The sequence below is a fragment of the Massilia sp. Masssp93 genome, from assembly GCF_059491295.1.
The window spans coordinates 5,382,653-5,395,790 of record NZ_CP168502.1 but is presented as its reverse complement, the minus strand read 5'-3'; the positions used below and the strand labels follow the sequence as shown (position 1 = coordinate 5,395,790).

Annotated in this window: 13 protein-coding genes; 7 read left to right on the top strand and 6 right to left on the bottom strand. The window is 66.1% G+C overall.

The annotated features are described in order from the left end of the window. Positions 1-20 precede the first annotated feature (20 nt). From ACEN9Q_RS22395 to ACEN9Q_RS22385, 3 genes are read left to right on the top strand one after another with little or no spacing between them, the layout of a single operon-like run. The gene (locus tag ACEN9Q_RS22395) at positions 21-638 is read left to right on the top strand and encodes a HutD/Ves family protein (RefSeq protein ID WP_056449986.1); all 618 of its coding nucleotides are present in this window, start codon (positions 21-23) and stop codon (positions 636-638) included. Continuing rightward, positions 631-1,866 (top strand): imidazolonepropionase, encoded by a 1,236-nt coding sequence (gene hutI, locus ACEN9Q_RS22390; RefSeq protein ID WP_495626080.1) that lies wholly within the window; start codon positions 631-633, stop codon positions 1,864-1,866. The genes ACEN9Q_RS22395 and hutI overlap by 8 nt, the downstream gene beginning before the upstream one ends. Before the next feature lie 30 nt (positions 1,867-1,896). Further along, positions 1,897-3,459 carry an ABC transporter permease/substrate-binding protein gene (locus tag ACEN9Q_RS22385; RefSeq protein WP_495626079.1) on the top strand — a complete coding sequence of 521 codons (1,563 nt, stop codon included), beginning with the start codon at positions 1,897-1,899 and terminating at the stop codon, positions 3,457-3,459. Here the strand turns inward: ACEN9Q_RS22385 and ACEN9Q_RS22380 are convergent. The 6 genes from ACEN9Q_RS22380 to ACEN9Q_RS22355 form a co-directional block, all read right to left on the bottom strand. Continuing rightward, complete coding sequence (locus ACEN9Q_RS22380; protein WP_056450169.1) at positions 3,447-3,638, bottom strand: hypothetical protein; 192 nt, start codon at positions 3,636-3,638, stop codon at positions 3,447-3,449. The genes ACEN9Q_RS22385 and ACEN9Q_RS22380 overlap by 13 nt on opposite strands. A gap of 254 nt (positions 3,639-3,892) precedes the next feature. Next, complete coding sequence (locus ACEN9Q_RS22375; RefSeq protein WP_495626078.1) at positions 3,893-4,384, bottom strand: GNAT family N-acetyltransferase; 492 nt, start codon at positions 4,382-4,384, stop codon at positions 3,893-3,895. Beyond that, positions 4,381-5,322, bottom strand: a complete 942-nt coding sequence (locus ACEN9Q_RS22370) for a DMT family transporter (RefSeq protein WP_495626077.1) — start codon at positions 5,320-5,322, stop codon at positions 4,381-4,383. The genes ACEN9Q_RS22375 and ACEN9Q_RS22370 overlap by 4 nt, the downstream gene beginning before the upstream one ends. Before the next feature lie 49 nt (positions 5,323-5,371). Further along, entirely contained in the window at positions 5,372-5,827 is a 456-nt protein-coding gene (locus ACEN9Q_RS22365) for an outer membrane lipoprotein (RefSeq protein WP_495626076.1), read from the bottom strand. A gap of 24 nt (positions 5,828-5,851) precedes the next feature. Then, entirely contained in the window at positions 5,852-6,289 is a 438-nt protein-coding gene (locus ACEN9Q_RS22360) for an Mpo1 family 2-hydroxy fatty acid dioxygenase (RefSeq protein WP_495626075.1), read from the bottom strand. Positions 6,290-6,334: 45 nt separating this feature from the next. Then, positions 6,335-7,300, bottom strand: coding sequence for a LysR family transcriptional regulator (locus tag ACEN9Q_RS22355; protein WP_056449996.1), 966 nt, complete (start codon positions 7,298-7,300; stop codon positions 6,335-6,337). 185 nt (positions 7,301-7,485) lie between these two features. On the opposite strand from ACEN9Q_RS22355, the gene ACEN9Q_RS22350 reads away from it, so the two are divergent. The 4 genes from ACEN9Q_RS22350 (at position 7,486) to ACEN9Q_RS22335 (ending at position 13,137) form a co-directional block, all read left to right on the top strand. Continuing rightward, positions 7,486-7,701 carry a hypothetical protein gene (locus tag ACEN9Q_RS22350; protein WP_056449998.1) on the top strand — a complete coding sequence of 72 codons (216 nt, stop codon included), beginning with the start codon at positions 7,486-7,488 and terminating at the stop codon, positions 7,699-7,701. Further along, entirely contained in the window at positions 7,698-8,558 is an 861-nt protein-coding gene (locus ACEN9Q_RS22345) for an alpha/beta hydrolase (RefSeq protein WP_056450000.1), read from the top strand. The genes ACEN9Q_RS22350 and ACEN9Q_RS22345 overlap by 4 nt, the downstream gene beginning before the upstream one ends. Positions 8,559-8,697: 139 nt before the next feature. Continuing rightward, on the top strand, positions 8,698-9,909 hold the full coding sequence (locus ACEN9Q_RS22340) for an efflux RND transporter periplasmic adaptor subunit (protein WP_056450003.1): 1,212 nt from the start codon (positions 8,698-8,700) through the stop codon (positions 9,907-9,909). 12 nt (positions 9,910-9,921) lie between these two features. Continuing rightward, entirely contained in the window at positions 9,922-13,137 is a 3,216-nt protein-coding gene (locus ACEN9Q_RS22335) for an efflux RND transporter permease subunit (RefSeq protein ID WP_056450005.1), read from the top strand. The last annotated feature ends 1 nt before the right edge of the window (position 13,138 follow it).

Genomic DNA, 13,138 nt, shown 5'->3' with positions numbered 1-13,138 from the left:
CAGACGATGAGGTGCAAGTCATGACGATGCTGATCCCGTATGCAGGCCTCGCGCCGGTATCGTGGAAAAACGGTGGCGGCAGTACGACCGAGATCGCCGTGTTCCCGCCCGACGCCGGTTTCGACGAATTCGACTGGCGCGTGAGCCTGGCCACGATCGCGAACGACGGCCCGTTTTCCATGTTCCACGGGGTCGAGCGCACGCTGGTGCTGGTCGACGGCCACGGCATGACGCTCGAGATCGACGGCGCGCCCACCTTGCTGTCGAAAGCCGAACCGGTCGCCGCGTTCGACGGCGAGTCGCGCGTGGAGGCCAAGCTGAATCGCGGTCCCAGCACCGACTTCAACGTGATGACCCGCACGGACCGTTGCTGGCACCGTTTCGGCCGCCGCCAGCTGGACGGCGACTCCACGTTCGTCGCGCGCGCCGACGTCACCGTGCTGTTCCTTGCCGAAGGCGACAGCCTGGAGCTGTGCAGCGACGACCAGCGCATCAACCTGGTGCGCTTCGACGCCGTCGTGCTCGACCCGGACACGACCTGGAAGCTGCAGGCGGGGCAGGGTGCCATCTTCGTCGTCGACATCCATTATTACGACGACGAACACGACCTCGAACACGAGGACGGCGCCTATGAATGATGCAGGGGCAAGCCGCGCCGACGTCCTGTACACGAACGCCCGCCTCGCCACGCTGGACGGTGGCGGTGGCGATGGCTACGGCATCGATGAGGATGGCGCCGTGGCCGTGCGCGGCGGACGCATCGCCTGGGTCGGACCCCGTGCCGAGGCGCCGCCGGCGCAGCGTGTCCACGATTGCGGCGGCCTGTGGCTGACGCCCGGCCTCGTCGACTGCCACACGCACATCGTCTACGCCGGCAACCGCAGCGACGAATGGGAAGCGCGCCTGAACGGCGCCACCTACGAGGACATCGCGCGCGCCGGCGGCGGCATCATGTCCACGGTGCGCGCCACCCGCGCGGCATCCGAAGACGATTTATTGGCCGCCAGCCTGCCGCGCATCCGCGCCCTGCTGGCCGAGGGCGTCACCACGCTGGAAATCAAGTCCGGCTACGGCCTCGACCTGGCATCGGAGGCGAAGATGCTGCGCGTGGCGCGCCGCGTGGGCGCGTTGCTGCCGGTGGACGTGTGCACGACGTTCCTCGGCGCGCACGCGCTGCCGCCCGAGTACGCGGGCCGCGCCGACGACTACATCGACATGCTGTGCGACGAGATGCTGCCGGCACTGGCGGCGCAGGGCCTCGTGGATGCGGTCGACGCGTTCTGCGAGCGCATCGGCTTCTCGCACGACCAGACGGCGCGCGTGTTCGACGTGGCGCGGCGCCTCGGGCTGCCGGTCAAGCTGCACGCGGAGCAGCTGTCGGACCAGGGCGGCGCGGCGCTCGTCGCGCGCCATGGCGGACTGTCGGCCGACCACCTCGAATGGCTGTCGCCCGAGGGCGTGGCCGCGATGGCGCAGGCCGGCACCGTGGCCGTGCTGCTGCCCGGCGCCTATTATTTTTTGCGCGAGACGCGCATGCCGCCGCTCGCCCAATTGCGCGCCGCGGGCGTGCCGCTGGCCGTCGCCACCGACTGCAACCCGGGCACGTCGCCCATGACGTCGCTGCTGCTGGCGATGAACATGGCGTGCACGCTGTGGCGCCTGACGCCGCTGGAAGCCCTGCGCGGCGTGACCGTCAACGCGGCCCGCGCCCTGGGCCGCGCCGACGCCGGCAGCCTGGCGCCGGGACAGCGCGCCGACTTCGCCCTGTGGGACATCGCCCGCCCGGCCGACCTGGCCTACGCCATCGGCGCGAACCCATGCCGCGGCGTCGTCAACGCCGGCGTCTGGCGCGATCGGTTATCCTGACCGCTCATCCACAACGCCATCGGAAGCAGCATGCTGAGATTCGCCGTGCTGGTGCTCGCCTGCGCCGGCATCCTGTCGTCCGCGCACGCCGAGAACGTGCTGCGCGTGGGCTCGAAGCGCTTCACCGAGTCGTACATCCTGGGCGAGATCCTCACCCAGACCGCGGCGCGCGCCGGGCCGGCCGAACATAAACAGGGCCTGGGCAACACGGCCATCGTGCTGGGCGCGCTGCGCTCGGGCGCGATCGACGTCTATCCGGAATACCTGGGCACCATCGACCTGGAAATCCTCAAGAATCCGCAACCGACGTCGCTGGATGCGATGCGCGCCGCGCTGCGTCCGCTGGGCCTGGGCGTGGCCGTGCCGCTGGGGTTTTCCAATGGGTACGCGCTGGCCGTGCGCGGCGATGCCGACCTGCGCCGCCTGTCCGACCTGGCGCTGCATCCGGACATGAAAATCGGCCTGTCGCACGAATTCCTCGGCCGTGCCGACGGCTGGCCGGGCCTCGCGCGGCGCTACGGCCTGGCGCAGCAACCGCGCGGCCTCGACCACGGCATCGCGTACGAGGCGCTGGCGCAGCGCCAAGTCGACGCCATCGACATCTATTCGACCGACGCCAAGATCCGCCAGTACGGCCTGCGCGTGCTGGACGACGATAAACAATACTTTCCGCGCTACGACGCCGTGCTGCTGTACCGGCTCGACCTGCCGCAGCGTTTTCCGCAAGCGTGGCGTGCCATCGAGCGGCTGGAGGGCAGCATCACGGCCAACGACATGATCGCGATGAATGCGGCGGCCGAGCTGGACGGACAGAGTTTTGCGGCAATTGCGAAGACATGGCTGGGTAGGGTGGACGGCTGCGCCGTCCACGCGTCCAACCCACGTACGAATTGCCGCGACGGTCGACCGAACGTTGAACGCGTGGACGGGAAACCCGCCCACACTGCAAACGTCGTACGCGATGGCCTGCTGACCAAAACCTTCGGCAACGGTTTTATCAACCTTGCACGCCAACACCTGCTGCTGGTCGTGCTGGCCGTCCTGCTGGGCTGCCTCGCCGGCATTCCGCTCGGCATCGTGGCCGCGCTCGTGCCGCGCCTGCGCCAGGCCGTGCTGGCCGTCGCGGGCGTCCTGCAGACTGTCCCGTCGCTGGCCCTGCTGGCGATCCTGATCCCGCTGCTCGGGCGCATCGGCACGGTGCCGGCGCTCGTCGCCCTGTGCGCGTATGCGTTGCTGCCCATCGTGCGCAATACGTGCACGGGGTTGCTGCAGGTGCCGTCCGGCCTGCGCACGGCCGCGCTGGCGCTGGGACTGACCCGGTGGCAATCGCTGCTGCTGGTCGAGGTGCCGCTCGCCGCGCCGACGATCCTGGCCGGCGTCAAGACGGCCGCCGTGATGAGCGTCGGCACGGCGACCATCGCCGCCTTCATCGGCGCCGGCGGCTTCGGCGAGCGCATCACGACGGGCCTCGCGCTGAACGACAACGACATGCTGCTGGCCGGTGCGATCCCGGCCGCGTTGTTGGCCTTGCTGACCCAGGCGACCTTCGAACTGTGCGAGCGCCTGCTGGCGCGCCGCCGCTACAGGGATTGAAGTTTGGAACGGGTGGTGGAGATCGCGTGGTGCAGGATGCGTTCCGCGTGGAAGTCGTTTTCGCGCTGGACGGCGATCGCGTGCAGGCTGCGGGTATAGGTGTCGATCCGGGAACGCAGCCAGGCCCGGTAGACCCATCTGGCAATCGACGTGCTGTGCGGTTTTGTCGGCGTTTTCATGTCCGTGTCCTCGTCAGTGACCACATTGTCCCGCTCGACGCGTTCTTGCATTTGTGATCACTCAATCGGGCCCGGCCAACCAAAATACAGCATTCTGTTACCGAGGTAAGCATTTGTAAGGAACCTGCAAATGCGGCGGACGGAGGCTTATATTGAAACCGTTGGATTCAAGTCTCCCCTCCCCATGACGAATGGGTTCACCCACGGCGCTGCCACGCAGCCCGTGGGTTTTTCTTGTCCGTTTGCTGAAAGAATCAGGCCCCGGCCAGCGCTTCCAGGGGCGTGCCCGTGACGCGGCAGATGCGCCAGTCCGGCAAGATCTCGGCGCCCATCGATTTGTAGAAATTGATCGCAGGCGTGTTCCAGTCCAGCACGGACCACTCGAAACGGCCGCAGCCGCGCTCGACGGCCAGGCGCGCCAGGTGCTTGAGCATGCGGCTGCCGATGCCCTTGCCACGGTGCGTTTGTCGCACATACAGATCTTCCAGATACAGGCCGCGCTTGGTCAGGAAGGTCGAGAAATTATGGAAGAACAGCGCGAACGTCACGACTTCGCCGTCGAGCTCGCCGACGATGGCTTCGCAGGCGGGGTGCACGCCGAACAAGCCCTCGTGCAATTTTTCTTCTGTCGCCACGACGAGGTGTTCCAGCTTTTCGAACACGGCCAGCTCGACGATCATCGATTGGATGTGGGTAACGTCGGCCGGCGTGGCGGGGCGGATCGCGAAGGTCGTTTCAAGAGTCATGGAGTCGTTTCGATTGCATCGTTGAGGTTGACGGATGGGGCCAGCCTGGCGGCCGGGGCGCGCAAGGCCCAGGCGACGCTGCCCAGGCAGACGGCCATGCCCAGCCATTCGGTGAGGCCGGGCCGGTAATGTTCGAGCTTGATCGACAGCAGCACGGAGATCACGGGCGTGATGACGCCGATGTACACGGCCTTGTTCGAGCCGATGCGGTTGATCAGCGTGAAGTAGCAGATGAACGCGACGACCGAGCCGAAGATCGACAGGTGCAGCAAGCCCAGCACATAGCTGGCCGTGCGCGGAATGATGAAGGCCTGGCCCGTCGCGAGGCACCACGCCGCGACCATGCACGTGCCCCAGAACATCGACCAGCCCGTCGTGAGCACCAGGTTGCTGGATTCCTCGCGCACCTTGCCGACGACGATGCTGCCGGCCGAGCTGGCGATCGACGCGGCGATGCCGAGCAGGAGGCCGAAGATGAAATGGCCTTGTCCGCCCTGGTGCAGTTCGCGCAGCGCGTTGCCGATCGCGTGCCAGAACAGCAGCGTGACGCCGGCGACCGCGGCGGCGCCCGCGCCCCAGGTGCGGCCGGGAATCGGTGTGCCGAACGCGATGCGCGCGCAGATCGGCGTCCAGAACACCATCAGCGCGAACAGTACGGCGACGAGGGCCGAGACGACGTATTGTTCGGCGTTATAGGTGCAGACATACGACACGCAGAACGTGAAGAAGCCTTGCAGCAAGGCCCAGCGCTGCACGCGCCAGGGCAGCCGCAGCTTGTCGCCGCGCAGCAGGCAGAACGCGAACAGCGCCAGCGACGCGAGCGCGAACCGGTAGACGACCGACACGGCGGGCGGGACTTCGCCCAGCTCGAGGGTGATCGCGAAGAAAGTCGATCCCCAGATCAGGGAGGCGATGGTGAACAGGGCGTAGGAGGGCATCGCGAAAGTATATCGCGATCGTCCTCCCGATGTGGCCGGTGGCCAATACTCAGTGCGTCACCCGCGTCGTGTAGCCGTTGCTGAGCAGCCGCACGCGCTCGCCCGGCCTGAACATCTCGTCGGCCGCCTGCGTGATGGAGCGCAGTTCGCCGTTGTCGAGCTTGACGGTGATTTCGAAGCCGGGCCGGTTGTTCGCCTGGTTCTCGACGCGGTTGCCGATGATGCCGCCCGCGACGGCGCCCAGGATGCCGACGGCGGCCGAGCCGTTGCCGCCGCCGACCTGGGACCCGCCCAGGCCGCCCAGCGCGGCGCCGGCCATCGTGCCGACGCCGGATTCCGGGTTGGCGATGGTGACGTTGCGGACGGATTCCACGGTGCCCATGCGCACCGACTGTTCATTCATCGTCTGGTAGCTGCTGTAGACGCTGCCCGAGTTCGACGGGCCCGCACAGGCGGCGAGCAGGACGGTCAGCGGGACGAGGGCGAGGACGGATAGGCGTTTCATGGTCGACTCCATTCAGACTCCAATTCAATAGGCGACATGCAGACGGCGATACAGGAAGCCCAGCACGAACAGCGGACCGATCAGCAGGAAGCGCAGGTCGTCGAAGAACGACGGCTTCTTGCCTTCGATCTTGTGGCCGATGAACTGGCCGACCCAGGCGACGACGAAGATCGCGATCGACAGCGGCAGCACGGTGAACGGCGGCATCAACGCCAGCACGGCCAGCATCACGGCGCTCATCAGGAGCATGCCGAACGCGAACGGCGGCGACAGCCGGAAGTAATACACGAGCGCCGCGAGCACGGCGACCACGGCAAGCAGAGGGTGGATGCTCCACAGGATGCCCAGCAAGGTGAACACGATCACGGGCACGCACACAAAATGGATCAGCTCGTTGGTCGGGTTGCGGTGGCTGTCGCTGTATTGGTCGAGCAGCACGTCGATGGTGCGCGGCTGGGTCATCGGGGTCTCCGGTCCGTTATTGTGTTTTCGATTCTACACTCGGTTTCATGCCGTGAGCGGGACCAGCAACGGCGCCGGCGCGCCCTGCACGCGCGGCATCGCCCCCATGTGCATATACGGGTTCGCGGCGAACAATTCGGCCACCCACTCGACGAACACGCGCACCTTGGCGGACAGGTGGCGGTTCTGCGGATACACGAGGTGGACCGGCACCGCATCGCTGCGCCAGTCCGCCAGTACCTGCACCATGCGCCCGGCCTCCACGTGCTTGTCGAGCATGTAATCGGTCATCTGGATGACGCCGAGGCCCGCCAGTCCGGCTTCCACGTAGGCGTTGGAATCGTTCAGCGCGATCACGCCGCGCATCGGCACTTCGATGCGTTCGTCGCCGCGGCTGAAATCCCAGTCGTAGATCTTGCCCGTCTTGGCCGAGAAATAATTGACGCAGCGGTGGCGGTCGAGGTCGCGCGGATGCTGCGGCATGCCGTAGCGCGCGATGTACCCGGGCGACGCCGCCGTCAGGAAGTTGAGGACGCCGACGCGCCGTGCGATCAGGCTCGTATCGGTCAACGTGCCGCCGCGCACGGCGCAGTCGACGCCTTCCTCGACGAGGTCGACGGGACGGTCCGAGCTGCCCAGCTCCAGCATGATGTCCGGATAGCGCTCGAAGAACGCGGGCAGGGCGGGCACGAGGATCTCGCTCGACAACCCCGTCGGCGCGTCCACGCGCAGCCGGCCGCTGGGCGACAGGCGCGTGCGCGACAGCGATTCCTCGGCGTCGCGCACGTCGGACAGGATGCGCAGGCACCGTTCGTAATAGGCGGCGCCGTCCGTCGTCACCGTCACCTGGCGCGTGGTCCGGTGCAGCAGCTTGGCCGACAGCGCCGCCTCGAGCGCCTGCACGAGCGTCGACACCGTCGCCTTGGGCAGGTTCATCAAGTCGGCCGCGCGCGTAAAGCTGCCGGCATCGACGACCTGCACGAAGACTTCCATGGCTTGTAACTTGTTCATGACACAACCTTGTCTGTAAGGACACCCTTGAAGTCGGGTTTTGATCGCGAGTATGCATGATTGTTCAAAAATCTGAACAATGGATTCGCAAATGGACTATTTATTGGATTGTAGATGAAGACTATAGTGTCGGTACGGTAGCTGGTAAATGCGATATTTGTAAAACCCAACGACAGGAGCGGATCATGAAAGCGCATCGCGATGCAGTCGCGGCAGTGTTCGGACTGGTGCTCGGCGTGGCGGCCATGGCAGGCACGGTACTCACCGACGAGTACGCGCATGCGGCCGGTGCCGAGGCGCGCGGCTACGATGCGCTGTTCCACGTCGTCGCGACGGGCGAACAATGCGGTGCGAACGCGATCCCGGCCGTGCTGGTGGCGTCCAACGAGGCCGTGCGATGACCGTCGCGCGCAAGCTGGAGAACGGCCATACGCTGGCGGTACGTGACCTGCAGGTCGTGGGCGCGGAACGACCGCTGGCGGCGCGCCTGTACAAGGCGGCGGTCGACGGCAAGCGCGACGTGCTGATCGTGTTCTTCCACGGCGGCGGCTTCGTCGACGGCGACCTGGAATGCTCGGACCCGTTCCTGCGCCACCTGGCCGAGGCGAGCGGTTACCCGGTGGTGCTGTCGTCGGCCTATACGCTGGCGACGGAGAAGCCGTTCCCTGCCGCCGCCGAGGATGCGCATGCCGTGCTGATGTGGGCAAAGAAGAATAAGAGCAAGCTCGGCTGGACGGGCAAGCGCATGCTGGTCGCGGGCATCGAGGCGGGCGCGAACCTCGCCGCCGTGTGCGCCCTGATGGCGCGCGACCGGGGCGCGCCGCAACTGGCCGGCCAGATCCTGCTGATGCCGATGCTGGACCCGGGCCTGTCGACCTGCTCGATGCGCGAGATGCCGACCTGCTCCGAACGGGCGAAGGTGTTCGACGAGTGCGCCGCCGCCTACCGGGGATATCTGCCGCACGCGGCCGACCGCAGCCATCCGTATGCATCGCCGCTGCAGTCGAGCCGTTTGAAGAATCTGCCGCCGGCCTTGATCCTGTCGATCGAGGACGACCCGCTGCGCGACGAAGCGGAAGCCTACGGCGGCAAACTGATCCAGTCGGGCGTGCCGACGACGGTCAGGCGCTTGCAGGCGGAACAAGGCCTGCAAGAACCGAATGCACGCAATACGTGTGCCTGTCGGGGCCACGCATTAAGCGAGATCGCCAACTTCATTGCCGGACTCGACGAGGAAGAAGAGCCGGCCAGTTGTTGATCCCGCGGATCAAGTAATCCACCACCCACGATAAAAACGTGCCCTTGAGGCACGGGAGACCTGTCTTTTCCTGAAAAAGCCTGGGAAGGACCGTTTTCGTCCAATCATTAATAAATAGTTAATAACCGGAGGGCTAACCATGAAACCGATTCAACAATTCCAGATGGCTGTGCGTCCCGTCGTGCTGGCGCTGGGTGCCGCAGGCATCGCGGCCCTGATCGCGGGCTGCTCGGACGCAACCGGCAAGGCCGCCGAAGCGCAGACCCAGGCGCAGGCCGGTCCGCCGGTGTCGGCCGCGACCGTGCTCGAGAAGTCGATCGCCGAAACCCAGGAATTCTCGGGCCGCCTGGAAGCCATCGAGCACGTCGAGATCCGTCCGCGCGTGTCCGGCTATATCACGGCCGTCAACTTCAAGCCGGGTGCGGAAGTCAAGAAAGGCGACGTGCTGTTCGTGATCGATCCGCGTCCGTACCAGGCCGAAGCCGAGCGCGCCGAGGCGGCCGCGAAATCCGCCCGCGCCAAGGCCGACCTGGCCCGCACCGAACTGGCCCGCGCCGAGCGCCTGCTGGGCGACAAGGCGATCGCGCAGCGCGAATACGACGCGAGCCTGTCCAGCCAGAAGGAACTCGACGCCAACGCGCGCGCCGCGGAAGCGCAGGCCCAGGCAGCGCGCCTGAACCTGTCGTACACCCGCATCATCTCGCCGATCGACGGTCGCGTGTCGAAGGCCGAGATCACCCTCGGCAACCTGGTCGACGCGTCGAACGTGCTGACGTCCGTCGTGTCGCTGGACCGCATCTACGCCAGCTTCGACGGCGACGAGGAAACCTACCTGCGCGTCGCCAAGCTGGCCCACGACGGTCAAGCGGTGCCGGTGAACGTGGGCCTCGTCAACGAGGACGGCTACCCGCACCAGGGCAAGCTGGAATTCGTCGACAACCAGCTCGACGCGCAGACCGGTTCCGTGCGCATGCGCGCCACGTTCGAGAACAAGGACCGCGCCATGGCGCCCGGCCTGTTCGCCCGCGTGCAGATCGGCGGCGGCGACGCGAAGCCCGCCCTGTTGATCACGGACCGCGCGATCGGCACGGACCAGAGCCACAAGTTCGTGTTCGTCGTGGGCGCGGACGGCAAGGCCGAGTATCGCGAAGTGAAGCTCGGCCCCGTCGTCGACGGCCTGCGCGTGGTGCGCACCGGCCTGAAACCGGGCGAGAAGATCGTCGTCAACGGCCTGCAGCGCGTGCGTCCGGGTTCGCCCATCACGGCGCAGATGGTGCCGATGGTCGCGACGCTCGATACGGGCAAGGCGCCCGCCAAGGATGCGGCGCTGGCCATGGCAGACAGCAAATAAGGACAAGAACACATGAACATCTCACGCTTTTTCGTCGACAAGCCGATCTTCGCGGCCGTGCTGTCGGTGCTGGTCTTCGTGGCCGGCCTCATCTCGATCTTCGAGTTGCCGATCTCGGAGTACCCCGACGTCGTGCCGCCCTCCGTGGTGGTGCGCGCCCAGTACCCGGGCGCCAACCCGAAGGTCATCGCGGAAACCGTCGCCACGCCGCTGGAGCAGGAAATCAACGGCGTCGAAAACATGCTGTACATGACGTCGCAAAACACGTCGGACGGCGCGCTGATGCTGACGGTGACCTTCAAGATCGGCACCAACGTCGAGCAGGCCGAGACGGCCGTGCAGAACCGCGTCCAGCGCGCGCTCCCGCGCCTGCCGGACGAGGTGCGCCAGATCGGCGTCACGACGGTCAAGAGCTCGCCCAACATCACGATGGTGGTGCACCTGAAATCGCCGGACGGCCGCTATGACGACCTGTACCTGCGCAACTACGCGACCCTGAACGTCAAGGACGAACTGGCGCGCATCAACGGCATGGGCGAAGTCCAGCTGTTCGGTTCGGGCGACTACGCCATGCGCGTCTGGCTCGATCCGCAGAAGGTCGCCGCGCGCAACCTGACCGCCGGCGACGTCGTGAACGCGATCCGCGAGCAGAACGTGCAGGTGGCAGCCGGCGTCGTCGGCCAGGGCCCGTCGAAAGGCGCGGACTTCCAGCTGACCGTCAACACGCAGGGCCGCCTGCAGTCGGTCGAGGAGTTCGGCAACATCGTCATCAAGACCAATGCCGACGGCGCGACCACGCTGCTGAAGGACGTCGCACGCCTGGAAATGGGCTCGAACTCGTACGCCCTGCGCGCGCTGCTGGACAACCAGTCGGCCGTGGCCATCCCCATCTTCCAGGCGCCGAACGCCAACGCGCTGCAACTGTCGGCCGACGTGCGCGCCAAGATGAAGGAACTGTCGAAAAATTTCCCGGAAGGCGTCGAATACAGCATTGTGTACGACCCGACCCAATTCGTGCGTGAGTCGATCGACTCCGTGATCCACACGCTGGTCGAGGCGGTGATCCTGGTGGCGCTCGTCGTCATCCTGTTCCTGCAGACGTGGCGCGCCTCGGTGATCCCGCTGCTGGCGGTGCCGGTGTCCGTCGTCGGCACGTTCGCGGTGATGCTCGCCTGCGGTTTCTCGATCAACACGCTGTCGCTGTTCGGCCTCGTGCTGGCCATCGGTATCGTGGTGGACGATGCGATCGTCGTGGTGGAGAACGTCGAACGCAACATCGCCAACGGCCTGAATCCGCATGATGCGACCGTGCAGGCGATGAAGGAAGTCTCGGGCCCGATCATCGCGATCGCCCTCGTGCTGTGCGCCGTGTTCATCCCGATCGCGTTCGTGTCGGGCCTGACCGGCCAGTTCTACCGCCAGTTCGCGCTGACCATCGCCATCTCGACCGTGATCTCCGCGTTCTCGTCGCTGACGCTGGCCCCCGCGCTGTCGGCCGCGCTGCTGAAGTCGCACCACGCGCCGAAGGACGGCCTGACGCGCCTGATGGATGCCGTGTTCGGCCGATTCTTCGCCGCCTTCAACCGCTTCTTCGGCCGCTCGTCGCACAGGTACGAACGCGGCGTGCAGGGCGTCCTGAAGCGCAAGAGCGCCACGCTGGGCGTGTACGTGCTGCTCGGTATCGCCGGCATCTTCATGTTCAAGGCCGTGCCGCCGGGCTTCGTACCGTCGCAGGACAAGGCCTACCTGATCGGCTTCGCGCAGTTGCCGGATGCCGCCTCGCTCGACCGCACGGACACCGTGATCCGCAAGATGTCCGACGTGGCCAAGCAGATCCCGGGCGTGGAATCGTCGGTCGCATTCCCTGGCCTGTCGATCAACGGCTTCACCAACGCGCCGAACGCCGGCATCGTGTTCACCACGCTGAAACCGTTCGACGAGCGCAAGGGCAAGGCGCAGAGCGCCGAGGCGATCGCCGCCGAGATCAACAAGCGCATGGGTTCCATCGAGGACGCGTTCGTGATGGTGCTGTCGCCCCCGCCCGTGAACGGCCTGGGCACCACCGGCGGCTTCAAGATGATGATCGAGGACCGTGCCGGCGTCGGCTACGATGAACTGTACAAGGCGATCCAGGCCATCCAGGCCAAGGCCGCCACCGACAAGCGCCTGCAGGGCGTGTTCTCGGGCTACCAGATCAACGTGCCGCAGCTGTTCGCCGACGTCGACCGCGTGAAGGCCAAGCAGCTGGGCGTGCCGCTGGCCGAGATCAACCAGACCTTGCAGATCAACCTCGGTTCGCTGTACGTGAACGACTTCAACCAGTTCGGTCGCACCTACCAGGTGCGCGTGCAGGCCGACGCGCCGTTCCGTTCGCAGCGCGAACAGATCGCACAGCTGAAGGTCCGCAACGACAAGGGCGAAATGATTCCGCTGTCCTCGATCATGAAGATCAAGGACACCTACGGACCTGACCGCGTCCAGCGCTACAACGGCTACGTCGCCGCCGAGCTGAATGGCGGCCCGGCACCGGGCGTGTCGTCGGGCCAGGCCCAGGCCGCGATGGAAGAAATCGTCAAGGCCACGCTGCCGAAAGGGATCTCGTACGAATGGACCGACCTGACGTACCAGGACATCCTGGCCGGTAACACCATGATCTACGTGTTCCCGCTGTGCGTGCTGCTCGTGTTCCTCGTGCTCGCCGCGCAGTACGAAAGCTGGACCCTGCCGCTGGCCGTGATCCTGATCGTGCCGATGTCGATCCTGTGCGCCCTGATCGGTGTGAAGCTCACCGGCGGCGACAACAACATCTTCACGCAGATCGCCCTGTTCGTGCTGGTGGGTCTCGCATCGAAGAACGCGATCCTGATCGTGGAATTCGCCCTGGAGCTGGAACACCATGGCCGCAGCATCGTGGCCGCCGCGCTGGAAGCCTGCCACCTGCGCCTGCGTCCGATCCTGATGACGTCGATCGCGTTCATCATGGGCGTGGTGCCGCTGGTGCTGTCGCACGGCGCCGGTGCCGAGATGCGCCATGCGATGGGCGTCGCCGTGTTCGCCGGCATGCTGGGCGTGACGTTCTTCGGCCTGTTCCTGACGCCGGTGTTCTACGTCCTGCTGCGCACCCTGGCCAAGCGTTTCGAACGACCGAAGCATGCCCACGCCCACGCCCACGACGCGGCACCGAATGCCGCCAGCGGCGACCATACGGCTGCACTGGAAGGAAACTGAT

Excerpts from the sequence above, each read along its gene's own strand:
- ACEN9Q_RS22395 (WP_056449986.1), top strand. The coding sequence starts at position 21 with ATGACGATGCTGATCCCGTATGCAGGCCTCGCGCCGGTATCGTGGAAA.
- hutI (WP_495626080.1), top strand. The coding sequence starts at position 631 with ATGAATGATGCAGGGGCAAGCCGCGCCGACGTCCTGTACACGAACGCC.
- ACEN9Q_RS22385 (WP_495626079.1), top strand. The coding sequence starts at position 1,897 with ATGCTGAGATTCGCCGTGCTGGTGCTCGCCTGCGCCGGCATCCTGTCG.
- ACEN9Q_RS22380 (WP_056450169.1), bottom strand. The coding sequence starts at position 3,638 with ATGAAAACGCCGACAAAACCGCACAGCACGTCGATTGCCAGATGGGTC.
- ACEN9Q_RS22375 (WP_495626078.1), bottom strand. The coding sequence starts at position 4,384 with ATGACTCTTGAAACGACCTTCGCGATCCGCCCCGCCACGCCGGCCGAC.
- ACEN9Q_RS22370 (WP_495626077.1), bottom strand. The coding sequence starts at position 5,322 with ATGCCCTCCTACGCCCTGTTCACCATCGCCTCCCTGATCTGGGGATCG.
- ACEN9Q_RS22365 (WP_495626076.1), bottom strand. The coding sequence starts at position 5,827 with ATGAAACGCCTATCCGTCCTCGCCCTCGTCCCGCTGACCGTCCTGCTC.
- ACEN9Q_RS22360 (WP_495626075.1), bottom strand. The coding sequence starts at position 6,289 with ATGACCCAGCCGCGCACCATCGACGTGCTGCTCGACCAATACAGCGAC.
- ACEN9Q_RS22355 (WP_056449996.1), bottom strand. The coding sequence starts at position 7,300 with ATGAACAAGTTACAAGCCATGGAAGTCTTCGTGCAGGTCGTCGATGCC.
- ACEN9Q_RS22350 (WP_056449998.1), top strand. The coding sequence starts at position 7,486 with ATGAAAGCGCATCGCGATGCAGTCGCGGCAGTGTTCGGACTGGTGCTC.
- ACEN9Q_RS22345 (WP_056450000.1), top strand. The coding sequence starts at position 7,698 with ATGACCGTCGCGCGCAAGCTGGAGAACGGCCATACGCTGGCGGTACGT.
- ACEN9Q_RS22340 (WP_056450003.1), top strand. The coding sequence starts at position 8,698 with ATGAAACCGATTCAACAATTCCAGATGGCTGTGCGTCCCGTCGTGCTG.
- ACEN9Q_RS22335 (WP_056450005.1), top strand. The coding sequence starts at position 9,922 with ATGAACATCTCACGCTTTTTCGTCGACAAGCCGATCTTCGCGGCCGTG.